The organism is Streptomyces lancefieldiae (assembly GCF_031845825.1).
Lineage (GTDB): Bacteria > Actinomycetota > Actinomycetes > Streptomycetales > Streptomycetaceae > Streptomyces > Streptomyces lancefieldiae.
This window is the reverse complement of the sequence record NZ_JAVRFH010000002.1, coordinates 293,899-316,924: the sequence shown is the minus strand read 5'-3', so window position 1 is coordinate 316,924 and position 23,026 is coordinate 293,899. Positions and strand designations below refer to the sequence as shown.

Sequence of the window (23,026 nt, the reverse complement as noted above, 5' to 3'; positions counted from 1 at the left end):
CCAGCGTGCAGACCTTCCTTCCCCACCCCGGGTTCCGCGAGTCGGCCCTCACTCTCGACCGTCGCCGGCTGGGCAAACAGCGGGTCGAGGCGCTCCAGGTGCTGCGCGGCCTGACCGTGCCCGGCTACGGCTGGCGCCGGCACCCGGCGGTGACGATGTGGACGGGCTACGAGGAGGCACTCGTCCGCTACGGCCTGGAGGTCTGCCGGGTCTGGCGCGAGCAGGGCCACCAGGACAGTTGCGCGGCCTCACTCGTCGCCGGTCTGGCCGCGCGCCGTCCCGGCGAGCCGGTGCGGGACCAGCGGGAACTCGCGGACGCCGGGGAGCTGCCGCCCTGGCTCGGGGACGACGCCTTCCACCGCAGCCACCGGTCGGCCCTGGTGCGCAAGGATCCCGCCGTGTACGCCGAACGGTTTCCCGGCGTCCCGGACGACCTGCCGTATGTGTGGCCGGCCTCGGACCGGGAGCGAGGGGAGGCGGGGGACGGAGGCTAGGGCGGCTCGGGTCCGCGGCTCGCCGGAGAGTTCCTCCAGGTCGACGGTCCGGTCGGCCGGCGGCTGCTCGGGCCGTTCCCGCGCCATGCACGTGAGGGGGGAATCCGTGAGGACCGTGCGCGGGCCGTCGCCGCGGATTGGTCCCCGATGGCGGCCGTGAAGTGGACCCCTCGCCGGGCCCCGGTGCTTCCTAGCGTCGTGGACATGAACGCCACCACCACGCGCGGAGCCCTGCTCGCCGCACTCGCCTGTGTCCTCGTCGGAGGGTCCTTCACCGCCAACAGCCTGCTCGGGGACTACCCCTACGCCGGCGGCCAGTTCCTGCGCTACGGCCTGGCCTTCCTGCTGCTCGCCCCGCTCGCCGGGCCCGGCGCCCGGACCCGGCTGCGCACGCTCGGTCCCGGCCGGTGGCTGCGCCTCGCGCTGCTCGCGGCCGTCGGCATGGTCGGCTTCAACCTGGCCGTCCTCGCCGCGGAACGCACGGCGGAACCGGCGGTCCCCGGGGTCTTCGTCGGCTGCGCGCCCGTGGTGGTCGCCGTCGTCGTCCCGCTCCTGGACGGGCGCCGGCCGCAGCGCGCCGTGCTGTACGGGGCGCTGCTCGTGGCCGTGGGCGCCTTCACGGTCCAGGGGTGGGGGCGCACCGACGGGGCGGGCATCGCCTTCTCCGTGTGCGCCCTGGTCGGTGAGGTCGGGTTCGCCGTCCTCGCCGTGCCCGTGCTGCGGCCCCTGGGGCCACGGCTGCTGTCCACCGTGGTGTGCGGGATCGCGGCCGTCGAGTCCGCTGCGGCCGGTGTCCTGATCGACGGCTCCGGATGGCTACGGCGGCCGGACGCGGTCGAGACGGGCGCGCTGCTGTGGCAGGCGGCGGTGGTCACCGTCGTCGGGTTCGTGTGCTGGTACATGGGCATGCAGCGGATCGGCGCCGAGCGCGCCACCCTGTTCTCCGGTCTGATCCCCGTCGCCGCCGCCTGCACGGCACCGCTCGTCGGCACGGGCTCCTACGGTGCGGCACAGGCCGTGGGCAGTGCCCTGGTCTGCGCCGGGGTCGCCGTGGGGTCGGGCGTCTCCCTCCGGTTCGCACGCGGGGGCCGCCCCGCGGGGCGGCGTCAGTCGGCCCCGGAGCGCTCCTTGGAGAAGCTGTAGAGGTCCTTCGAGGTGGTGATGAGCTCCCGTTGCTCCTTCCGGGAGCCGACCATGGGCCGCGAGCCGTGGAGCGGCACCTGGGCGCTCTCCGGCATGAACCTCACGGTCACCAGGCCGATCGCGCCGGCCGCCATCAGGTAGTAGGCGGGCATCATGTCGTTGCCGGTGATGCTCACCAGCGCCTCGGTGAACAGCGGCGTGGTGCCGCCGAAGGCCGCGACGGCGAAGTTGAAGCCGATGCCCATGGCCGCGTAGCGCACGGCGGTCGGGAAGAGCGCGGGCAGGGTGGCGGCGCTCGGCGCGGCGAAGAGGGCCAGCAGGGTGGACAGGAGCAGGACACCGGCGATAGGCGCCCAGGTGCCGTCGGCCTTCAGGAGCAGGAAGGCCGGTGCGGCGAGGACGATCATCGCGGCGGCGCCGACGGCGTAGAGCGGGCGTCGGCCGACGTGGTCGCTGAGCCGGCCGAGGAAGGTGATCAGCAGCACGATCCACACCATGCCGATCAGCACCAGGACGTCGGCGAAGCCGCTGGAGCGGCCCAGGGTCTCCGTCTGGTAGGTGGGCAGGTAGCCGGTGACCATGTAGTTGGTGACGTTGTAGAGCAGTACCAGGCCCATGCAGATGAGCAGCGGACGCCAGTGCCTCCTGATGATGGTCTTGAACTCGCTGCCCGCCGACTCCTGGGCGAGGCTCTTCTCGTGCTGGTCGAGCTGCTGCTGGAAGGCGGGGGACTCCTCGAGCTTGAGCCGCATGTACAGGCCGATGACGCCCAGCGGACCGGCGATCAGGAACGGCAGACGCCAGCCCCAGGAGAGCATCTGGGCGTCGGTCAGCGTCAGGTTGAGGACGGTGACCAGCGCCGAGCCCAGGGCGTAGCCGACGAAGGTGCCGAAGTCGAGCCAGCTGGAGAGGAAGCCGCGCCGGCGGTCGGGTGAGTATTCGGCGACGAAGGTGGTGGCGCCGCCGTACTCGCCACCGGTGGAGAAGCCCTGGACCATTCGGGCGAGCAGCAGCAGGATCGGGGCGGCGATGCCGATGGTGGCGAAGCTGGGGATCAGCCCGATGGCGAAGGTGCCGAGCGCCATCATGATCATGGTGGTGGCGAGCACCTTCTGCCGGCCGATGCGGTCCCCGAGCGGGCCGAAGACGAGGCCGCCGAGCGGCCGCACGACGAACGCCGCGGCGAAGGTGGCGAAGGACGAGATGACCTGGGCGGCCGGGGAGGCGCCGGGGAAGAAGACCTTTCCGAGGGTGGCGGCCAGGTAGCTGTAGACGCCGAAGTCGAACCACTCCATGCAGTTGCCGAGCGCCGAGGCGCCCACCGCGCGTTTGAGCAGAGGTCCCTCGACGACCTGGACGTCCTCCTCGCGGAAGGCCCGCTTGTTGCGCCTGAGCCGGCGGGACAGCTCCTCGCGCACCTGGTGCGGCAGGTGCGCGACCGTACTCGGCATCTTCACCCGGCCGCCCAGGGGGCCGGACCTTCCGTCAGGCTTCGCGTTGTCCACGCTGCTGCCTTTCTGTTGCCTCACCACGATTCGCCTAAGCGAATTCTGCGCCGCAGTGATCGTCCGGCGCATGCCGGAGCTGCTGCCCGGGTTCGCGCGGGTCACACCCGGGGGCGACGATGCCGGGCCCGGACGAGGGAGGACCCCGGCGCGGCCTCGCCGGGGTCCTCGCACGCCTGCGGGGTGGGGCTCAGGGCTGCACGGGCATGCTCCAGCAGTTGGAGCCGGCCGGCTTCCCGGAGAGCCGGTCGGTGAGCCAGGAGAGGGCGGGGCCCTGGTCGGTGAGCAGCGGGGCGGCGTGGTTGAGCAGGCCGCTGCCGACGCCCGGGAGCAGGACGGGGGCGTAGGTGACCTGCGCGCCCTTGCCGCACCAGTCGACGGCCAGCTCGCGCGCCTGCCCGTGCGGAACGAGGTTGTCGCTGACGCCCGTCGCCACGCGCACCGGACCGCTCGGCCTCAGCGTGCCGACGCGCTGCCTTTCGAGGAACGCCTGCAGTGCGGGCTCGGCCCGGATGATGTCGCCGAGCGACTGCCCGGTCTTCGTCCAGGCGGTGCTCCTCGCGGAGCCGTAGGAGAAGAGCGCGTCGCCGATGCACATCGTCGACAGGTCCTTCAGCGCCTCTTCGCCCGCGGTGTTGACGTACCGGTCGGCGATGGCCCGCAGGGACGGCTCGGTCTGGAGGAAGCCGTTGAGGGACCAGCCCAGCGCACCCGCCAGGTCACTTCCGTCGATGGCCTCGGTGACCTTCGACAGGTCGGCGGGCGGCGCGCCCGCGTAGGTGCCCGCCAGCTCGACGTCCGGGGCGTAGGACGGCTGGAGTTCGGCCGCGGCGGCCGTCGCCCCGCCGCCCTGGCTGTAGCCGAACAGCCCCACGCGCGAGTCGGGGGTGATCGAGGACGAGTCCAGGGCGCGTGCGGCGCGTACGGCGTCCAGTACGGCGTGGGCCCCGTCCACGCGGTTGACGTAGGTGTGCAGCCGGTCCGTCGCGCCGAGGCCGACGTAGTCGGTGACGACGACGGCGACGCCCCGGGCCAGCAGCCGGTAGACGGACAGGTCCTCGTAACCCACCGAGACCGTCTCGCCGTTGATCCGCAGCGGGTGCTCCAGGCCCATGGACGCGGAGCACTGGTCGCCCTGGCCCATGGTGCCCGGGGCGACGGCGACCAGCGGGCGTGGTCCGTCGCCGCGCCACTTCGCGCTCGGCTCGATGTAGGCGCCGGTCACGGCGACCGGTTCGCCGTTGGCGTCGGTGGACTTGTACATCAGCCGGGTCGCCCGCCCCGGGAGGGGCCCGCCGAGGCTGGGCAGGCTCAGGGCGAGGCGGAGCGGCTCGCTGCGGATCAGCGCGCCGTCGGTGTCGGGGAGTTCGGTCGGAGGGGTGTAGAAGGCGGGGATCTCGACGCCGCGGGACACCACCGGGGCCGTGTCCGTGGTCGCGGCGGCCGGGACGGCCGGGACGCCGAGGGCGAGCGCCGCGGTGATCGCCGCGGCGAGCATGCGTGGGCGTGCGGGCATGGCGAACCTCCTGGGGAAGGACCGGAACCGGTCGTCCGCGGTCCGGTGGGAGAGGGTCGTGTCGCGCTGCTCCTGTGGGGTGACGGGACCGTACCCGGCCAGAGGTTACCGGGGGTAGCGCCAGGCCTATTACGGTTCAGTAACTTGACGCGTTGTCTAACAGGAGTCGCCCGCCGTGAGGGCGGTCGCGGTGGGCGGGGCATGGCCGCCGGGGTCGAACGCGGCCGGGACCCGCCGTCGCGTCTCGGAGCGAAGGACGCGGGCCGGCCGTCCGGACCACCGCGGCCACGGCCGTCCGGACCACCGCCGGCACCGACGCCGGGCCACGGTCGCCGCACCGTCGTGAGGGATGCTGTGCCGGTCGCGGCAGCGCGGCGAGGCGGTCGAGGAACGTCGACACCTCCGACGCCCGCCGGTGCGGCAGTACCCGTGCCGTGTTCGACGGCGTCGTGTGGACGCGTGACGACTGGACCTCGCCGAGCAGGTCCGGGATCCGCATGCCCGCTTCGCGGCCTCGTCCGGCCGCCCTCCGCGGGCAGGGCGCGGGCCACGGCCGTCGCCCTGCGTCATCCGTCTGGGCTTCCCGCACCACCGCCGTCGCGTCAGGACGGTGACCCACCGATCGGTCCGGTGCGGAACGCGTCGGCCACGGCGGTCCGTCCCGGCGTTCCCGCCACCGTACGGCGCCCGCGGTCACCGCCACCCGGGCTCGTGCCGGTGAGCGGGCTACCGGCGGCTGCGTACCAGGAGGTACAGGAAGTACGGCGTACCGATCACCGCAGTCATGAGCCCCGCGCCGAGCTGGGCCGGGGCGATCACCGTACGGCCGAGCAGGTCGGCCGCGCAGACGAGGGCGGCGCCGAGGAGGACCGAGACCGGCACGACCCGTACGTGCCGCCGGCCCACCAGGGCGCGTGCCGCGTGCGGGGCCACGAGCCCCACGAACCCGATGGTGCCCGCACAGGCCACGGCGGTCGAGCTGAGCACCACGCTCAGCACGAGGAAGCCGAGACGGCCCGGCGCCAGCCGCAGACCGAGCAGCCGCGGCGTGTCCTCGTCCAGGGAGATCAGGTCCAGCTCGGCGCGCCGGGCCACCGTCACGCCGATACCGACGACGAGCGCCAACGCGACCGGCACGACGTCGGGCATGGTCCGCCCGTAGGTGGAACCCGACAGCCAGGTCAGCGCCTTGGTCGCGTTGAACGGGTCGGTGACCACGATCAGCAGGCTGATCAGCGCCGCCGTCGCGGAGGCGACGCCGATGCCGACGAGCACCAGCCGGTTCTGCTGGAAGCCGCCCCGGGCGGCGAGCCCGAAGACGAGGACGGCGGTGATGCCGGCCCCGGCGAACGCGGCCCCGGCGATCCCCCACGTGCCCGCGGCCGGCACGGTGGTCACCAGGACCACGGCGCCCAGCGCGCCCCCGCCCGTGACACCGAGGACGTTCGGCTCCGCGAGCGGGTTGCGGGTGACGGCCTGCGCCAGCGTGCCGGCCAGGGCGAGCGCCGCACCCGCGCAGAGCGCGGCGAGCACTCGGGGCACCCGCGTGTCCAGCACGAAGGAGACGGTCCGCCCGGCCTTCCCCTGCGCCCAGTTGACGACGTCACCGAGCAGGAGCTTGCTGTCACCCACCAGCACGGCGGCGATCACGAGGCCCACCAGGACGGCGACCAGGACGGCGACCGTGGTCAGGAACACCGCCCGGCTCGGGATGCGCAGCCGATCCGGCGCACCGGCCCCGGCGGTGTCCCGCAGCCGCAGCGCCATGACGACCAGGAACACGGCGCCGACCAGGCTGGTGACCACGCCCGTGGGCACGGACACCGCGCGGTCGTCCGCCACCAGGGCCCGCAGCAGCACGTCCGAACCGAGCACCAGGGCCGCGCCGGTCAGGGCGGCCGCGGGCATGGACGTACGGGATCGCGCGAAGCCGCGGAACCGGCGGGAGAGCGGGCGGACCAGGGCGGGTGCGCACAGGCCGACGAAGCCGATGGGTCCGGCGAGCGTGACCGCCGCGGCGGACAGCAGCGCGGCCAGCACGACGACCGTGACCCGGGTGGCCCGGACCGGGACGCCCAGCCCGCGCGCCACGTCGTCGCCGAGGGCGAGGGCGTCGACCCGACGGGCCGTCAGCAGCAGCCCGACCAGCCCGACGAGGGCGATGGGCAGCATCTGCAGGACACCGTCGAAGCCGTTCTGGCCGATGCTGCCCTGGTTCCACTGGTAGAGGCCCTCGGTCCGCTCCGGGAAGAGCAGGAGCAGTCCCTCCGTCATGGAGTTGAGGCCCAGCATCAGCGCGGTGCCGGCGAGCACGAGCCGGACGGTGCCCGTGCCGAGGCCGGACAGGCCGAGCACGACGGCCGCCGCCGCCAGGCCGCCGGCGAAGGCGACACCGGAGGAGGCGATCATCGGGAGCGAGACGCCGGTGGCGCCGGCCAGCCCGAGCGCCAGGTAGGAGCCCGCGTTCACCGCGAGGGTGTCGGGGGAGGCCAGCACGTTGCGGCTGACCTTCTGGAGCACCGCGCCGGCCATGCCGAGGACGGCGCCGACCAGCAGACCGGCGGTCATGCGCGGCAGCCGGGACGCGATCACGACGGACGCGTCGTCCGGTTCGGCCCGTCCGGTCAGGGCTTTGAACACCTCGGCCGGTCCGACGGCGGCGGTGCCCTGGGTGATGTCGACGACGGCGAGGACGGCGACCAGCAGGACGATCCCGGCCGTCACCGCGGCCGCGCCCGACCGGGACGTGGGGACCGTCGACGGACCCGTCGCGGGTTTGGTTGCGGTGACGGCCATGGCCTCGCTACTTCGTCAGGGCGCCGACGACGGCGTCGATGTACGCCTTCATCGACCCGGGACCGCCGAACATCCAGATGCCGTCGTTCAGCCGGTGCACGTCGCCGGCCTTCACGAACGGCAGGGACTTCCAGACGGAGTTCTTGGTCAGGGCGCCGGTGAACGGGGTGGCGCTCTCGTCCCCGTCGTTGCCGATGTAGGCGAACTGGACGTCCTTCGGCAGGGCGGTCAGGCCCTCCACGTCGGTGGCGCCGAGACCGTAGGCCTCGTCGCCCTTCACCTTCCAGGCGTTCTTCAGGCCGATGGCCTCATTGACCTCACCGATGAGCGAGGTCGCGGTGTAGGGGCGGATGGAGACCTGGTTGGCGGTGACGTAGCCGTCGGCGAAGGCGATCTCCTTGCCGGCCATCTCGGCGTCGGTCAGGGCCTTCTTGCCCTCGGCGACCTTCGCCTCGAACTCCGTGCGGATCGTCTTCGCCCTGTCCGTGGTGCCGGTGGCCTTGGCGATGAGGTCGACGTTCGCCAGCATCTGGTCGATCTGACCGGTGCCGTCGGCGGACTTGACCTCCAGCACCGGGGCGACCTCGCGCATCTGCTTCACGGCGGCGGGCGGCAGGTCCGTGGTGGCGACGATGAGGTCGGGGGCCAGGGAGGCGACGGTGTCCATGCTCGGCTCGCCGCGCGTGCCGATGTCCTTGGGCTTGTTCTTCAGCGGAGCCGCGGTGTCCCACGTGGTGTAGCCCTTGACGTCCGCGACGCCGACCGGGTCGACACCCAGCGAGACGAGGCTCTCGACGACGTTCCACTCGGTGGCGACGACCTTGGTGGCCGGGCCGTCCAGCTTCACCTCGGCGCCCTTGCCGTCCTTGAGCGTGATGGCCTCGGAGGCCTTCTTCTCCGTCTTGTCGGCGGCGGGCTCGGTGGTGCCGCAGGCGGCGAGGGTGAGCGCCGCGGCCGTGGTGGCGGCCGCGGTGAGGAGGAGGCGTCTCATGAGGTGGTGCCGAGCCTTTCGGTTCGTATGTGGTGGCGGCCGATCGGGCGGGTGCGCAGCCGGCCGGTCAGGGGGTCGGTGTCGACGTCGATCCGGATGCCGTAGACGGCGGTCAGGCGTTGTGGCGTCAGCACGTCCTCGGGTACGCCGTCGGCGACGATCCGGCCCGCTTCGAGGAGTGTGATCCGGTCGGCGACGGCCGCCGCCTGGTCGAGGTCGTGCAGGACGACACCGACGGCGATCCCGTGCTGGTCCGCCAGGTCGCGGATGAGGTCGAGCAGTTCTATCTGGTAGCGGAGGTCGAGGTAGGTCGTCGGTTCGTCCAGGAGCAGTACGCCGGTCTCCTGGGCGAGGCAGCTCGCGAGCCACACCCGCTGCAACTGCCCGCCCGACAGGTGGTCGGCGCCGCGGTCGGCGAGGCCGTCGACGCCGGTGAGCGCGAGCGCCCGGTCGACGGCGGCCGGGCCGTCCGGATCCGGCCGCCCCCAGCGGCCCCGGTACGGATAGCGGCCGAACTCGACGACGTCCCGCACGGTCAGCCCGCCGGGCGTGGGGCGCGCCTGCGTCAGCAGCGCGACGTATCGCGAGAACTCACGGGACGTCAGCGCCAGGCCGTCGGTGTCGCCGTCGATCCTGAGCGTGGCGCTGCGGGCATGCTGGAGCCGGGCGATGGTCCGCAGCAGCGTCGACTTCCCGCTGCCGTTCGGACCCACCAGTACGGTCACTTCGCCGGGCCTGAGCCTGACCGCCGCGTCGTGCACGACATCGACACCGTCGTACGACACGGTCACACCGGTCGCCGACAGCTCATGACCGCGCAGGCGCGGGGTACCGGCTGCGTCTTCACCTGATCTCACGTGGTGAAGGTTAGCCTAACCTAATAAGTGCTGGTAGGGGCGCGGTTCACCGGCCCCGTCGACGGCCGCGTCGCCCGTCCCGCACGAAGACGGGCGGCGGGCTCAACTCGCCTTCCAGGACTGGGGTTTCCACAAGCCGGCCCGGTTCAGGGACTGCGGGCAGTGGAGGTAGATCTCGTCGATCTCCATGAGGAGCGCCAGGTCCGGACGCCTGCCGTCGCGTGCCATCGCGTCGAAGAAGGGCGCGTCGGTGAGGATGCGGACCCGGCCGTTGACCCGCAGTACCTCCTTGCCGCCGGGGATCAGGTAGAGCAGGCCGGCGTGCGGGTTGTCGAGGATGTTGTGGAAGCTGTCTCCCCGCCGGTTGCCCGGCCGGTCGGGCAGGGCGATGGTGCCGGGGTCGAGGACGTGCGTGAAGCCCGGGGCGTCGCCGCGGGGGGAGACGTCGCAGTTGCCCTGTGCGTCGGAGGTGGCCAGGAGGCAGAACGGGGAGCGGGTCAGTATGTCCCGGTCGTCGTCCGTGAGCCGGTCGTGGACCTTGTCGATGACGATGGGCCAGGGCTCGCCCAGCAGCTCGCGCAGTTCGGCGTGTGAGCCGAGTTCCACCCAGTGGTCGTCGGTGACGGTGTCCGGCCCGTCTCCGGTCGCGTCGATGGTGTGTGGCAAGGCCGGCTCCCAGGTGTGTGCGTGCCGGAAGCGCGCGCTTCCGGAGGTGATTGCACACGGAACATTATCGGGTGTTAGGTTCGCCTTACCTAACACCCGGCGCGCAGGGTCCGGGGCGGGCGGTAGCTCCACTCCCGGTCCGCGTCGGTGATCTCGCGCAGCACCCGCGCCGGTGTCCCCGCGACGACCACCATGGGCGGCACGTGTGCCGTCACCACGCTGCCCGCGCCGACCACCGAGCCCCGGCCGATGGTGACCCCCGGCATAATCAGCGCGCCGGCCCCGATCCACACATCGTCCTCGACGCGCACCGGCGCCGAGAACTGCGTACCGTCCCTGCGCAGGTCCGGGTGGACGGGGTGGCCGGTGGTGCTGATGGTCACGTGCGGGGCGAACATCACCCGGTTCCCGACGAAGACCTCGACGTCGTCGACGAGGGTGAGGCCGAAGTTGACGTAGACGTCGTCGCCCAGGTGGACGCGGTTGCCGTAGGCGACGTGCAGCGGCGGTTCGATCCACACGCCCGTGCCGAGGGAGGCGAACAGTTTCTTGAGGATCGTCCGGCGGCCTTCCTCGTCCCGGGGGCCGGTGCGGTTGTAGGTGTCGGCGAGTTCCTTTCCCCGCAGGCGCTCCTCCGCCAGGCGTTCCAGGCCGGGCGCGCCGTCCGAGTACAGCTCCTGCGCCGCCATCCTGCGGCGTACTTCCAGTTCACGCGGATCCAGGGTCATACGTCCTCCTCCGGTCGCCCGGTCGGGCGGCCCCGTCCGCACCGCGGCAGGGGCGGTGCGGACGGGGCCGTTCTCCTGTGCGGTGGGTGTCAGTCGGTGCTGGTGGCGGTCACGTCCGTCACCGTCCAGCGCTGGTTGGCGCCGGAGTTGGGCGGCCACGTCGTGACGGCCGCGCCCGCGTGGGTGGCCTGGCCGCCGACTTCGAGCAGACGCCCGGTGCCGGCGTTGACCAGGGTCCAGGTGCCGTCCCCGGTGGTCGACAGGAGCCACTCCGAGGCCGCGTCGCGCCGGCCGGTGTCGGGTTCGGCCACCGGGACGTCGTCGCGTACGGCCAGCCGCGTGCCGCCCTCGGGGTCGGTGAAGACGTAGCGGTCACGGACGCCGCCGTCGGGGCGCACCGCGCTCAGCCGCCACTGCCGGGCGTCCGCCCGGGCCTCGGTGCCCAGGACCAGGTTCGTGCCGTTGTCCGCGACGGTGACGGGCTTGCCGCTCTGCACACCGGTCAGCGTGTAGGAGTGCCCCTTGCGCAGCAAGGCGGCGTCCTTGGCGACGCCCGAGACGCCCTTGATCTCGAAGGAGGTCACGGACTGGGCGGGCACGGTGAAGGTGGCCGTGCGGTCGTCGACCCCGATCGGGGCCCGCCGTTCGAGCTTGCCGTCGGTGCTGGTCACGACCGGGGTGACGGTGGCCCTGCGGCTGACGTCGCGGAACTTCGACAGGTCGATGGTGACCGTGCGGGCCTCGGTGGTCCGGTTGACGTGGACGAGCGAGGCGCCCTTGCCGTCGCGGGTGACGGCGGCGGCGCTGGAGGTGTCGTCCGTCCTGATCAGCCGGTCACCGGGCTTGATGAAGCGGGTGAAGTTGCGGGCCGTGTCGAACTTGGTGTTCGTGCGGATCGGGCACGTCTCGAGGGTGTCCCCGGCGGTGCAGCTGAAGGGGATCTGGATGCTGCCCCAGTTGCCGCCCTTGGCGGACTCGCCGCCCGGCTTCATGTTGTCGTAGTCCTCGACCGGCTGCCAGAACACCCAGGCGCGGGGCTCCAGTTCGCGCAGGTCGTCCACGATCTGCTGGGCGAGACCGAGGCCGGGCCGCATGTCCTCGAAGTCCTGGCCGTCACCCCAGTCGCCGCCCACCTCGCTCATCCACAGCGGCTTGTCGGCGGCCTTGGCGAGGTCGCGCACGGTGGTGCGCTGCCCGGTGCCGTAGGTGTGGACGTTCATCTGGCCGACCAGGTCGCGGTCGGCCTGGGAGTAGGCGCTCCAGTTCGTCGCGAAGGTGCCCGGGTTGGTCTCGTCCATCGCGGAGATGTCCGCCTCGACCTTCGCCTTCTTCAGCGCGGGGGCCAGGGCCTGCAGGACCTCGCGCTGGAGCTCGGGTCCGATGTGGGCCCCTTCCTGCCGGCCGCCGACGGGTTCGCCGTCGCTGCCCAGCCGCGTGCCCCAGTAGGGTGTGTTGGGCTCGTTGAACGGGTCGACCGTGTCGACCTCGATGCCCTCCGCCTGCTCCAGCCGCCGGGTCGCACCGGCCAGGTAGGCGGCGAAGTCGTCGACCGACTCGGCCTTGAGCTGGTCGTCGGAGGAGTCGAAGCCGCCGGAGACGTAGCCGCTGACCGTCATGAACCAGGGCGGCGAGTTGCTGAACGTCTCCCAGTGGTCGATGTCGTCCTTGATCCGCTCGACCCACCAGCGCTGGTTCGCGTCGGCGTCCTTGTTCCAGTCGGCCGGGTCGTCGGCGCTCCACCAGTCGGTGTCCTCGCGGGTGGTGCCGGCGGGCGCCTTCCACCAGCCCTCGACGGCGCCGCCGGCCCGCAGGTAGTCCTTGACGTCCGGCGCGTTGCCGCCGCCGATGTTGTACCGGGCGATGTTCAGCCCCAGACCGTCGTCGCCGAACAGGAGCCGCGCCAGCTTCTCGCGGATCTCGGGCGGGTAGTCGCCGGTCGCGTTGGCGAACCAGACCAGGCTGGTGCCCCAGCCCTCGAACTTCTCCTGCTGGTACGACGGGTCCGGCCGCACGGTGACGGAGGCGGTGGCCGCGGCGGGTTCGGCCTGGGCCGGGACGCTGATCGATGCGGCCCCCATGGCCAGGGCGGTCAGGGCAGCGGCTCCGAGGAGGCGTCTGCTGCGGGTACGGCGTGCCATCGTGTGCTCCCAACTGACAGGTGCGGTCGCTGCGGTGGCCCCTCCCGCCCGGATCCGGGCAGGAGGGGACGGCCCCGGAGCGGGGCGTGCCGCTCCGGGGAGTCGTGGGTGGTGCGGTGGTGGTCCTTCGACGGTGCCGGTGCCGGCTCAGGCGGTGGGCGTGCGCAGCACGGCGACGCCCCTGGGTGCGAGGACGACGGCGCCGTCGGCACCGGTGTCGCCCACCAGGACCTCACCGGTGAGCCCCGGCACGGTCACGGCCTCCTCGGTCCGGTTGACCAGGAACAGGAACCGGCCCCCGGGACCGCGGCGCACCGTGAGCTCCACCGAGCCGCGCACCTCGGCGGGCAGTTCACTCGCCACGCCGGCCGGTTCCAGCAGCCTCGGCAGCAGCGAGGCGAGCCCGTCGGCGCCGAGCCGGGTGGAGACGTAGGCGGCCGTGCCGCTGCCCGCCGGACGCCGGGTGACGGCCGGGCGGCCCGCGTGCGTGCCGGTGCGGTAGTGGGCGAGGACCTCGGTCTCGGGCGCGGTGACGGTGATGTGGTCGGTCCACAGGCCTCCGGTGCTCGCGTCGTCCAGCTCCACCGTCTGCCCGGCGGGCAGCGGGCCGAACTCCTCGACGCGGATGCCGAGCAGGTCCCGCAGGGCGCCCGGGTAGCCGCCGAGCCAGACGTGGTCGTTCTCGTCGACGACACCGGAGAAGTACGTGGTGACCAGGTGGCCGCCCTGCTCGGCGTAGCGCGTGAGGTCCTTGGCGAGCTCGGCCGGGACCAGGTGCAGCACGGGCGCGATCAGCACCCGGTGGCGGCTCAGGTCGGCGCCGGTGGTGACGACGTCGGCGCGGATGCCGAGGGAGAGCAGCGCGGAGTACCAGTCGAGCGCCTCCCGGTGGTAGTCGAGCAGCGACGTGGGGTGCGAGTCCTGCTCGCTCGCCCACCACGACTCCCAGTCGAAGAGGATGCCGACCTCGGCGGCCTCCCGCTCGCTCCCGGCGATGGGCGCCAGCGTCTTCAGCGTGTCACCGAGCGCGGTGACCGCGCGGAAGAGGTCGCTGTCGGCGCCCGCGTGCGGGACCATCGCCGAGTGGTACTTCTCGGCGCCCGCCGCCGACTGGCGCCACTGGAAGAAGCAGACCGCGTCGGCGCCGTGCGCCACGTGCGTCAGCGAGTCCCTGGCCAGCTCACCGGGCCGCTTGGCCAGGTTCACGGGCTGCCAGTTCACGGCACTGGTCGAGTGTTCCATCAGGAACCAGGGCCGGCCGCCGGCGATGCCGCTGGTCAGGTTCGCCGAGAACGACAGCTCGTCGCGGTCCCGGGGGCCCGGCACGACGTAGTGGTCGTTGGCGACGAAGTCCACCTCGCCCGCCCAGTCGGCGTAGTTCATGCCCTTGGTGCCGGGCATCACCATGAAGTTGGTGGTGACGGGGATGTCGGGTGTCAGCTCCCGCAGGAGGTCCCGCTCCGCGCGCAGGTGGTCCTTGAGCGCGTCCGACGAGAACCGCTTGAAGTCCAGTTGCTGGGTCGGGTTCGGATGGGAGGCGGCCAGTCGCGGCGGCAGGATCTGCTCCCAGTCGCTGTAGCGCTGCGACCAGAACGCCGTGCCCCAGCCGTGGTTGAGGGCGTCCAGCGTGCCGTAGCGCGCGCGCAGCCAGTCGCGGAAGGCGCGGGCCGCGTCGTCGGAGTAGTCGTATACGTTGTGGCAGCCCAGCTCGTTGTTGACGTGCCAGGCGACCAGGGCCGGGTGGTCCGCGTAGCGGGTCGCCATCTCCCGGACCAGGCGCAGGGCGTGCTCGCGGAACACCGGCGAGGTGGGGCGCCAGTGCTGGCGCGCGCCCGGCCACAGCGTCTCGCCCCGGTCGGTGACCGGGAGGATCTCCGGGTGCGCGGTGGTCAGCCAGGGCGGCGGGGAGGCGGTGGCGGTGGCCAGGTCGACGCCGACGCCGTTGACGTGGAGGAGGTCCATGACCTCGTCGAGCCAGGCGAAGTCCCAGGTGTCGGCGTCCGGTTGGATGCGGGCCCAGGAGAAGATGGCCAGCGACACGATGTTCACGCCGGCCTCGCGCATCAGCCGGACGTCCTCCTCCCACACCTCCCGGGGCCACTGCTCGGGGTTGTAGTCGGCGCCGAAGGCGAGACGGGAGGCCGGCGTACCGTCCTCTCCGGGCTGGAGTCGGGACAGGAGGGTGGAGATCATGGCGGTCCTTCCGGTGTGGGGGCGAGCGGTGCGCCGGGCGGCGCGGGAGCCGCGCCGCCCTGCGCGGGCCGCCGCCTCGCGTGCTACTTCTCGACGGTGAAGCCCTGCTCGGTGCCGTACTTGACCGAGGCGTCCTGCCAGGACTTCAGGCCCTCGGCCAGCGTGGTGCCGGAGACGTAGGCCTTGCCGACGGTGTCGTTGAAGATCGAGTTCGCGTACACCTGGTAGGGCAGGTACGACCAGTCCTCGGCGACGTTCGCGGCCCCCTCGGCGAAGATCTCGTTGGCCTTCTGGCCGCCGAGGTAGGGGAACGCGGTTTCCTGGAACTCGGTGGACTGCAGGTCCGCGGTGGTCGCCGGGAAGGCGCCGTTCGCGAGGCGGGTCTGCACGCCCTTGCCTGCGTTGGCGTACTGGACGAAGGCGTAGGCCAGGGCCTCGTTCTTGCCGAGCTCCGGCAGCGCGAGCGCGCTCCCGCCGTTCTCCGCGCCGGCCTTGCCGCCCGCGGTCCACTGCGGCAGTGGGGCGACGCGCCAGTCACCGGACGCCGTCTTCGCGCCGGATTCGAGGTTGGCGGGCATCCAGGCGCCGGTCGCCAGCGTCGCGATGCTGCCGTCGGCGAGGCCCTTGTACCACTCGTCGGTCCAGGCCGGGACGGAGGCGAGCAGCTTCTCGTCGATGAGCTGCTGCCAGGTGTCGGTGAACTTCTTGGCTCCCTGGTCGGAGAAGTCGATCTTCACCTTGGTGCCGTTCACCGTGTAGGGGCGCGAACCGGCCTGCCAGAGCATGCTGGTGGCGAACCCGGCGTCGCCGTTGTCCGCGGTGATGTACGCCTTCGGGTCGGCCTTGTGCAGGTCGCGGGCGGCGTCCACGTACTCGGCCCACGTGGTGGGCACCTTGATGTCGTACTTGTCGAAGACCTTCTTGTTGTAGAACAGCGCCATCGGACCGGAGTCCATCGGCAGCGCGTAGACGCTGTCCGAACCGGCCTTCACACCGTTCCACGGGCCCGGGGAGAACTTGGCGGAGAGCTTGTCGGCACCGAAGGACTTGAGGTCGGTGAGCTGCTTGGTCAGGGCGTACTGGCCCATCGCGTAGTACTCGATCTGGGCGACGTCGGGGACGCCCTTCTTCGCCGAGATGGCGTTCTGCAGCGCCGTGTACTGGTCCTTGTTGGTGCCCGCGTTGACGAGGTCGACCTTGACGCCCGGGTGTTCCTTCTCGAAGTCGGTGGCCACCTGCTCGAGCGTGGGCTCCCATGCCCAGACCGTGAGGGTGCCGCCCTCCTTGAGAGCCGCCTGGATGTCCGCCTCGGAGACCGCCTTCTGGCTCGATCCCCCGTCGTCGGAGCCGCCGCAGGCGGTCGCCCCCAGGGCGAGGGCGCAGACGAGGCCTATGCCGCGCAGTAGGCGGCGCGAGTGCTTGGGCATGGGTGTGCTTCCACTTCTTCGTGGCCGGAACCGGCACCGTTGAGGGTTGGAGAGGTCGAGAGGGGCATGGGGGACATGCCGGGGGGAGGGGGAGGGAGCGGGGGCTACTCCTTGACGCTTCCGGCGGCGAGACCGGACTGCCAGTACTTCTGGAGCAGCAGGAACGCGACGATCAGCGGCAGGATGGTGATGAGCGACCCGGTGACGACGAGGTTGAAGACGGCCTCACCGCCCGCGGTCGCGGCCTGCTGGTTCCAGCTGTTCAGCCCCAGGGTCAGCGGATACCAGTCGGGGTCCTTGATCATGATCAGCGGCAGGAAGTAGTTGTTCCAGGTCGCGACCATGGTGAACAGCAGGACGGTGACGATGCCGGGCGCCAGCAGCGGCAGGGCGACCTGGAAGAAGGTGCGCACCTCGCTCGCCCCGTCGATGCGGGCGGCCTCCATCAGCTCGGTCGGAATGGCCTCGGTGGCGAACACCCACATCAGATAGAGGCCGAACGGCGAGATCAGGGACGGGATGATCACCGCCCAGGGGGTGTTGGTGAGCCCCATCTCGCTGAACATCAGGAAGGTCGGCACCGCCAGCGCCGTACCCGGCACGGCCACCGCGCCGATGACGACGGCGAACACGGCACGCCGGCCGGGGAAGTCGAACTTGGCGAGCGCGTAGCCGCCGAGCACGGCGAGGAAGGTGGCACCGCCGGCGCCCAGCCCCACGTACAGCAGGGTGTTCAGCAGCCAGCGGGTGAAGACGCCGTCGTGGTAGGTGAACGTCTCGCTGATGTTGTCCCACAGGGCGAAGTCGCCGTCGAACCAGAGACCGAAGGAACGGGACAGCCCCTCCTGCGTCTTGGTGGCACTGACGGCCAGCCAGACCAGCGGCACCAGGCTGTACAGCAGCACCAGTGAGGCGAGCACGGTCAGCAGCACACTGCGCCGGGGCTTGTCGGGGGAGTGCCGGCGCCGGGAGGCACGCAGCCGGGGTACCGGGCCCGAGGCGGCGGACGGCTTCGGCGCGGAACGGTCGGAGACGGTGGCGACGGGACTGGTCATCGCTGTTTCACACTCCCTTGCGCATGCCGCGCAGCTGGACGACGTAGGCGATGACCATGGTGATCAGCCCCATGACGATGGCGACCGTCGCGGAGTAGTTGTGCTGCTGCCCGTTGAAGGACAGCGAGTACGTGTAGTAGTTCGGCGTGTAGTCCGTGGTGATGGCGTTGCGCGCCAGCGGCTGCAGGATGCTGGGCTCGTTGAAGAGCTGGAAGCTGCCGATGATCGAGAAGATCGTCGCGATCACCAGGGCCCCGCGGATCGCCGGGAGCTTGATGGCGGTGATCACGCGGATCTGCCCGGCGCCGTCGATCTGGGCCGCCTCGTACAGCGAGTGCGGGATGACGCGCAGCGCCGAGTAGAAGATCAGCATGTTGTAGCCGACGAACTCCCAGGTCACGATGTTGCCGATGGAGGCCAGCACCAGGTCGGGGGAGAGCGGGTCGGGCAGCGAGACGCCCAGCGCGCTGTTGATGTCGCCGACCAGGCCGAAGCGGGTGCCGTACATGAAGCCCCACATCAGGGTGGCCACCACGGCGGGCACGGCGTACGGCAGGAAGATCGAGATGCGGAAGAAGTCCCGGCCGTAGAGGCGTCCGCTGTCCAGGGCCAGGGCCACCAGCAGCGCGATGCCCAGCATGACCGGCACCTGCACGGCGAGGAAGAGCGAGACCCGGCCGAGCGAGGCCCAGAACTGGTCGTCCTTCAGCGCCTCGCTGTAGTTGTCCAGCCCGACGAAGGTGGTCCCGCCGATGAGCTGGTCGCGGAAGAGGCTGAGGTAGATCGAGTACGCGATCGGCGCGAGGAACACCAGCGCGAACACGGCCACGAAGGGGCCGAGGAAGCCCCACCCCGTCCAGGAGCGGCTCTCCCGCCTCGCCGGGAGTGGGGCCGGCCGCGGTTCGGCGGCGGCCGGCGGTTGCAGGGTCGTCATGTCGTTCCTCGCTCGTCCACGTCAGGGAGCATCATCATGTTTGCGTAAACATCAAGGGGCGCGGGAAGCGGCGCGGGCGCCTGGCGGCTGTTATGTTTACGTAAACATTTGATGGCGGCATGTCTACACTGCCCCGAGGACGACGGTCAAGGGTCCTTCGCGAACCGGGACTCGACCAGCAGCAGAGAGGTGGCGGACGGCAAGTGGACACGGCTGAGGGAGTCGCGGACGCGCGGGACGCGGGCACGCGACGCCGACGGGGCGGCCGGGTACCGACGGCGTCCATGGCGGACGTGGCCCGGTTGGCGGGGGTCTCCTCGCAGACCGTCTCCCGCGTCTCCAACGGCTACGCCGGAGTGACCGAGGAGACCCGGCAGCAGGTGCTGGCGGCCATGAAGGAGCTGGGCTACCGGCCCAACAGCGCGGCCAGGGCGCTCAAGCGCGGCGAGTTCCGCACCATCGGCGTCATCACCTTCTCGCTGGCCACCACGGGCAACGTGCGCACCCTGGAGGCCATCGCCACCTCCGCGGCGAGCGAGGGCTACGCGGTGACCCTGCTGCCGGTCGCGGTACCCACTCAGGACGAGGTGCGGGGCGCGTTCTCGCGGCTGGAGGAGCTCGCGGTCGACGCGGTGATCGTCATCATGGAGGTCCACCTGCTGGACGCCGCGACCCTCAAACTGCCGCCTCACGTGCAGGTCGTCGTGGTCGACTCCGACGCGGGCGACCACTACACGGTCGTCGACACCGACCAGGCCGGCGGCACCCGCGCCGCCGTACGGCATCTGCTGGACCTCGGGCACGACACGGTGTGGCACCTGGGCGGGCCCGAGGGCTCCTTCGCCGCCCAGCGCCGTACGGACGCCTGGCGCCGGACGCTCGCCGAGGCCGGCCGTACCCCGCCGCCCCTGGTGCGGGGCGACTGGACGGCGGAGTCCGGCTACCGGGCCGGCCTCGAACTCGCCGCCCGTAAGGAGTGCACGGCGGTCTTCGCGGCCAACGACCAGATGGCCCTCGGTCTGATGCGCGCCCTGCACGAACGCGACCGGCGCGTCCCCGAGGACGTCAGTGTCATCGGTTTCGACGACATCGCCGAGGCGGGCTCCTTCCTGCCGCCGCTGACCACCGTCCACCAGGACTTCGCCGAGGTGGGGCGGCTCTGCGTGCAGGCCGTGCTGCGCAAGATGCGCCAGGACGGCCCGGAGCGGGGCACGACGCTCGTGCCGACCCGGCTGGTGACCCGGGCGAGCACGGCGGCACCGCCGCGGTAGCGGCGCGGGTCCTGGCTAGGGGCGCCCGTGCGTACGGCTTCCACCGTGCGTACGGCTTCCACCGGGCGATCCGTGCGCCACATCTCGGGGGGCGTCACGTCCGGGCGCCACAGGGCGGTCGCTGGCCGAACGGGTGAGTACCGTCCGGTTTACGGACCGCCGGGGAAGGCAACTCCAGAAGCCCACGTCGTTTCCCCACGCCCAGGAGAACTCCATGACCCAAGTCGCCGACTATGTCCTCCAGCGCCTGTCCGAGTGGGGCGTCCAGCGTGTGTACGGCTATCCGGGCGACGGCATCAACGGCCTGCTCGGCGCGTTCGACCGGGCCGACGGCGACCCGGAGTTCATCCAGGCGCGGCACGAGGAGATGGCCGCCTTCATGGCCTGCGGGCACGCGAAGTTCACCGGGGAGGTGGGATGCTGCGTCGCCACCTCGGGTCCGGGCGCGGTGCACCTGCTCAACGGTCTGTACGACGCCAAGCTCGACCACCAGCCGGTGGTGGCCGTGGTGGGCCAGCAGAAGCGGCTGTCGCTGGGTACCCACTACCAGCAGGAGATCGCCCTCGACCAGCTGTTCGCCGACGTGTCCGAGTACTGCCAGATGGTCGTCCACCCGGGCCAGGCCCGGCACGTGATCGACCGTGCCTTCAAGACCGCGCTGACCACCCGCGGGGTCGCCACGATCATCATCCCCAACGACGTGCAGGAGGAGGAGGCCCAGCCCTCCCCGCCCAGGGAGCACGGCTCCGTCTTCTCCAGCGTGGGCTGGAGCCGCCCCAGGGTCCTGCCCGACCTGGACGAGCTGCGCAAGGCCGCCGACGTCCTCAACGCGGGCGACAAGGTCGCCATGCTGGTCGGCCAGGGCGCGGCGAACGCCGAGGCCGAGGTGGCCGAGGTGGCCGAACTGCTCGGCGCCGGCGTCGCCAAGGCGCTGCTCGGCCGCGAGGTCCTGCCCGACGACCTGCCCTACGTCACCGGCCCCATCGGACTGCTGGGCAGCAAGGCGAGCGACAACATGATGCAGGGCTGCGACACCCTGCTCATGGTCGGCAGCAGCTTCCCGTACTCGGAGTGGCTGCCCGAGGAGGGACAGGCCCGGGGCGTAGAGATCGACATCGACGGCCGCATGATCGGCATCCGCTACCCGATGGACGCGCACCTCGTCGGCGACTCCAGGGAGACCCTGCGCGCGTTGATCCCCCTGCTCCAGCGCAAGAAGGACCGCGGCTGGCGGGAGAAGATCGAGAAGGACGTCCGGGAGTGGCACGACCTGTGCGACCGCTGGGCGGGCGAGCACTTCGGCAAGCTGATCAACCCCCAGTCCGTCGCCGCCGAACTGTCGCCGCGGCTGCCGGACGGCGTCATCCTGACGGCGGACTCCGGCTCGGGCACCAACTGGTGGGCACGCCACATCATGCTCCGCGACGGCATGCGGGCCTCGCTGTCCGGCACGCTGGCGACGATGGGCCCGGGGACGCCGTACGCGATCGCGGCACGGTTCGCGTATCCCGACCGGCCGGTGATCGCCTTCATCGGGGACGGCGCCTTCCAGATGAACGGCATGAACGAGATGATCACCGTCAAGCGGTATCTGGACCGCCTGTCCGGGTCGGCCCCGCTCATCTTCTGCGTGTTCAACAACCAGGACCTCAACCAGGTCACCTGGGAGCAGCGCGCCATGGCCGGCGACCCCAAGTACCCGGGCTCCCAGGACATCCCCGACGTCCCCTACGCCGCCTACGCCGAACTCCTCGGCCTCAAGGGCATCGTGTGCGCCGACCCCAAGAAGGTCGGTGCCGCCTGGGACGAGGCGCTCGCCGCCGACCGGCCCGTGGTCCTGGAGTTCAAGGTCGACTCGGAGATCGCGCCGATCCCGCCGCACATCATGAAGGACCAGGGCAAGAAGGCCATCAAGGCGGCGCTGCACGACCCGCAGCTCACCGGGATCGCCACCAAGGGCGTACGCCAGAAGCTCACCGAGTACGCCGAGCACCTCCCGGGCCGGGGCAGGAAGTGAGCGGCGGGCGACGGGCCCGGCGAGGCGGCCGGTCCGGCCGGGCGGGCGGCACCGAAGTCGTGGTCGTCACCGGGGCGAGCGGCGGCGTCGGCCGGGCCACCGCACGGGCCTTCGGCGCCCGCGGGAGCACCGTGGCCCTGCTGGCGCGCGGTGAGTACGCCCTGGAGCGGGCGGCCGAGGAGGTCCGGGAGGCCGGTGGTCGCGCGCTGCCGCTGGTGGTGGACGTCTCCGACCCGGCGGCGGTGGACGCGGCGGCCGACCGGATCGAGGAGGAGCTCGGCCCGATCGACGTCTGGGTGAACGCCGCGTTCTCGACCGTCTTCGCGCCCGTCCCGGAGATCAGGCCCGAAGAGCTGAGGCGGGCCACGGAGGTGACCTACTTCGGCTTCGTCCACGGCACCCAGGCCGCCCTGCGGCGCATGACGCCGCGCGATCGCGGCACCATCGTCCAGGTGGGGTCGGCGCTGGCCCACCGCAGCGTTCCGCTCCAGGCGGTCTACTGCGGGGCCAAGCACGCCATCCAGGGGTTCACCGAATCCCTGCGCTGCGAGCTGCTGCACGACCGCAGCGGGGTGCGGGTGACCGTGGTCCAGATGCCGGGGCTCAACACGCCCCAGTTCAGCTGGGTCCTCACCCGGCTGCCCCGGCACCCGCGCCCGGTGGCTCCCGTCTACCAGCCCGAGGTCGCCGCCGAGGCGGTCCTGTACGCCGCCGACCATCCCGGTCGGCGCGAGTACTGGGTCGGCGGCTCGACCGTCGCCACCCTGCTCGGCCAGAAGTTCGCCCCGGGACTGCTGGACCGCTACCTGGCCCGGACCGGCTACGACGGGCAGCAGACGGACCAGCCGGTCGACCCGTCGAGGCCGGTCAACCTCTGGAAGCCGCCGGACGACACCGCGCCCGCGGACTACGGCGCGCACGGCGTCTTCGACGACGAGGCCCACCCGCGCAGTGCCCAGTTCTGGCTCTCCCGCCACCGCCGGCCGCTCGCGCTGGCCGCCGCCGCGACCGGAACCGTCGCCGCGGCGGTGGCCGACGGCCTGCGCCGACGGTCCCGCGGCGGCCGGGCGGCGGCGTCCTTGCGGCGGACCGAGCGTTCCGGCAGGAGGGCGTGGACGACGGCCCGGGCGGGACTGCCGCACGGCTGACGCCCGGCCGACTCGACGGGCTTCGGGACGACGGCTGGCCGGTCCGGCTCGCATGCGGCCTGCTCGCATTCGCATGGGGCGTGCTCGCATGGGGCCTGCTCGCACGGGGTCTGGTCGGAATCACGGAATCTTCAAGGCCCGGCGGGA

General features: G+C 71.9%; 17 protein-coding genes. 5 read left to right on the top strand and 12 right to left on the bottom strand.

What is annotated here, in order from left to right:
- Nucleotides 1–5: 5 nt before the first annotated feature.
- Nucleotides 6–494, top strand: a complete 489-nt coding sequence (locus tag RM812_RS03455) for an MSMEG_6728 family protein (protein ID WP_311570875.1) — start codon at nucleotides 6–8, stop codon at nucleotides 492–494.
- A gap of 204 nt (nucleotides 495–698) precedes the next feature.
- Entirely contained in the window at nucleotides 699–1,637 is a 939-nt protein-coding gene (locus RM812_RS03450; RefSeq protein ID WP_311570874.1) for a DMT family transporter, read from the top strand.
- Here RM812_RS03450 and RM812_RS03445 read toward each other — a convergent pair.
- From RM812_RS03445 to RM812_RS03390, 12 genes are all read right to left on the bottom strand, one after another.
- Nucleotides 1,601–3,088: an MFS transporter gene (locus RM812_RS03445; RefSeq protein ID WP_311570873.1), complete on the bottom strand. Its 1,488-nt coding sequence runs from the start codon at nucleotides 3,086–3,088 to the stop codon at nucleotides 1,601–1,603. The genes RM812_RS03450 and RM812_RS03445 overlap by 37 nt on opposite strands.
- A gap of 244 nt (nucleotides 3,089–3,332) precedes the next feature.
- Nucleotides 3,333–4,658, bottom strand: a complete 1,326-nt coding sequence (locus RM812_RS03440; RefSeq protein ID WP_311570872.1) for a lipase family protein — start codon at nucleotides 4,656–4,658, stop codon at nucleotides 3,333–3,335.
- Between the two features lie 726 nt (nucleotides 4,659–5,384).
- The gene (locus RM812_RS03435) at nucleotides 5,385–7,454 is read right to left on the bottom strand and encodes an iron ABC transporter permease (protein WP_311570871.1); all 2,070 of its coding nucleotides are present in this window, start codon (nucleotides 7,452–7,454) and stop codon (nucleotides 5,385–5,387) included.
- A 7-nt stretch (nucleotides 7,455–7,461) separates the two neighbouring features.
- Nucleotides 7,462–8,445, bottom strand: a complete 984-nt coding sequence (locus RM812_RS03430) for an iron-siderophore ABC transporter substrate-binding protein (RefSeq protein ID WP_311570870.1) — start codon at nucleotides 8,443–8,445, stop codon at nucleotides 7,462–7,464.
- Complete coding sequence (locus RM812_RS03425; RefSeq protein ID WP_311570869.1) at nucleotides 8,442–9,302, bottom strand: ABC transporter ATP-binding protein; 861 nt, start codon at nucleotides 9,300–9,302, stop codon at nucleotides 8,442–8,444. The genes RM812_RS03430 and RM812_RS03425 overlap by 4 nt, the downstream gene beginning before the upstream one ends.
- 102 nt (nucleotides 9,303–9,404) lie before the next feature.
- A complete protein-coding gene (locus RM812_RS03420) occupies nucleotides 9,405–9,968 on the bottom strand; it encodes an MSMEG_1061 family FMN-dependent PPOX-type flavoprotein (RefSeq protein WP_311570868.1) in 564 nt (187 codons plus the stop codon).
- A gap of 89 nt (nucleotides 9,969–10,057) precedes the next feature.
- Nucleotides 10,058–10,696, bottom strand: coding sequence for a sugar O-acetyltransferase (locus tag RM812_RS03415; RefSeq protein ID WP_311570867.1), 639 nt, complete (start codon nucleotides 10,694–10,696; stop codon nucleotides 10,058–10,060).
- Between the two features lie 89 nt (nucleotides 10,697–10,785).
- The gene (locus RM812_RS03410; RefSeq protein ID WP_311570866.1) at nucleotides 10,786–12,834 is read right to left on the bottom strand and encodes a glycoside hydrolase; all 2,049 of its coding nucleotides are present in this window, start codon (nucleotides 12,832–12,834) and stop codon (nucleotides 10,786–10,788) included.
- A 147-nt stretch (nucleotides 12,835–12,981) separates the two neighbouring features.
- Entirely contained in the window at nucleotides 12,982–15,027 is a 2,046-nt protein-coding gene (locus RM812_RS03405) for a beta-galactosidase (RefSeq protein ID WP_311570865.1), read from the bottom strand.
- An 83-nt stretch (nucleotides 15,028–15,110) separates the two neighbouring features.
- Nucleotides 15,111–16,454, bottom strand: coding sequence for an ABC transporter substrate-binding protein (locus RM812_RS03400; protein ID WP_311570864.1), 1,344 nt, complete (start codon nucleotides 16,452–16,454; stop codon nucleotides 15,111–15,113).
- A gap of 104 nt (nucleotides 16,455–16,558) precedes the next feature.
- Entirely contained in the window at nucleotides 16,559–17,509 is a 951-nt protein-coding gene (locus tag RM812_RS03395) for a carbohydrate ABC transporter permease (RefSeq protein WP_311570863.1), read from the bottom strand.
- A 7-nt stretch (nucleotides 17,510–17,516) separates the two neighbouring features.
- Complete coding sequence (locus RM812_RS03390; RefSeq protein ID WP_311570862.1) at nucleotides 17,517–18,443, bottom strand: carbohydrate ABC transporter permease; 927 nt, start codon at nucleotides 18,441–18,443, stop codon at nucleotides 17,517–17,519.
- A 203-nt stretch (nucleotides 18,444–18,646) separates the two neighbouring features.
- Between RM812_RS03390 and RM812_RS03385 the strand changes: the two genes are divergently transcribed.
- From RM812_RS03385 to RM812_RS03375, 3 genes are all read left to right on the top strand, one after another.
- The gene (locus tag RM812_RS03385) at nucleotides 18,647–19,714 is read left to right on the top strand and encodes a LacI family DNA-binding transcriptional regulator (RefSeq protein WP_394816416.1); all 1,068 of its coding nucleotides are present in this window, start codon (nucleotides 18,647–18,649) and stop codon (nucleotides 19,712–19,714) included.
- Nucleotides 19,715–19,928: 214 nt separating this feature from the next.
- Nucleotides 19,929–21,731: a thiamine pyrophosphate-requiring protein gene (locus RM812_RS03380; RefSeq protein WP_311570861.1), complete on the top strand. Its 1,803-nt coding sequence runs from the start codon at nucleotides 19,929–19,931 to the stop codon at nucleotides 21,729–21,731.
- Nucleotides 21,728–22,879, top strand: a complete 1,152-nt coding sequence (locus RM812_RS03375; protein ID WP_311570860.1) for an SDR family oxidoreductase — start codon at nucleotides 21,728–21,730, stop codon at nucleotides 22,877–22,879. The genes RM812_RS03380 and RM812_RS03375 overlap by 4 nt, the downstream gene beginning before the upstream one ends.
- Nucleotides 22,880–23,026 lie beyond the last annotated feature (147 nt).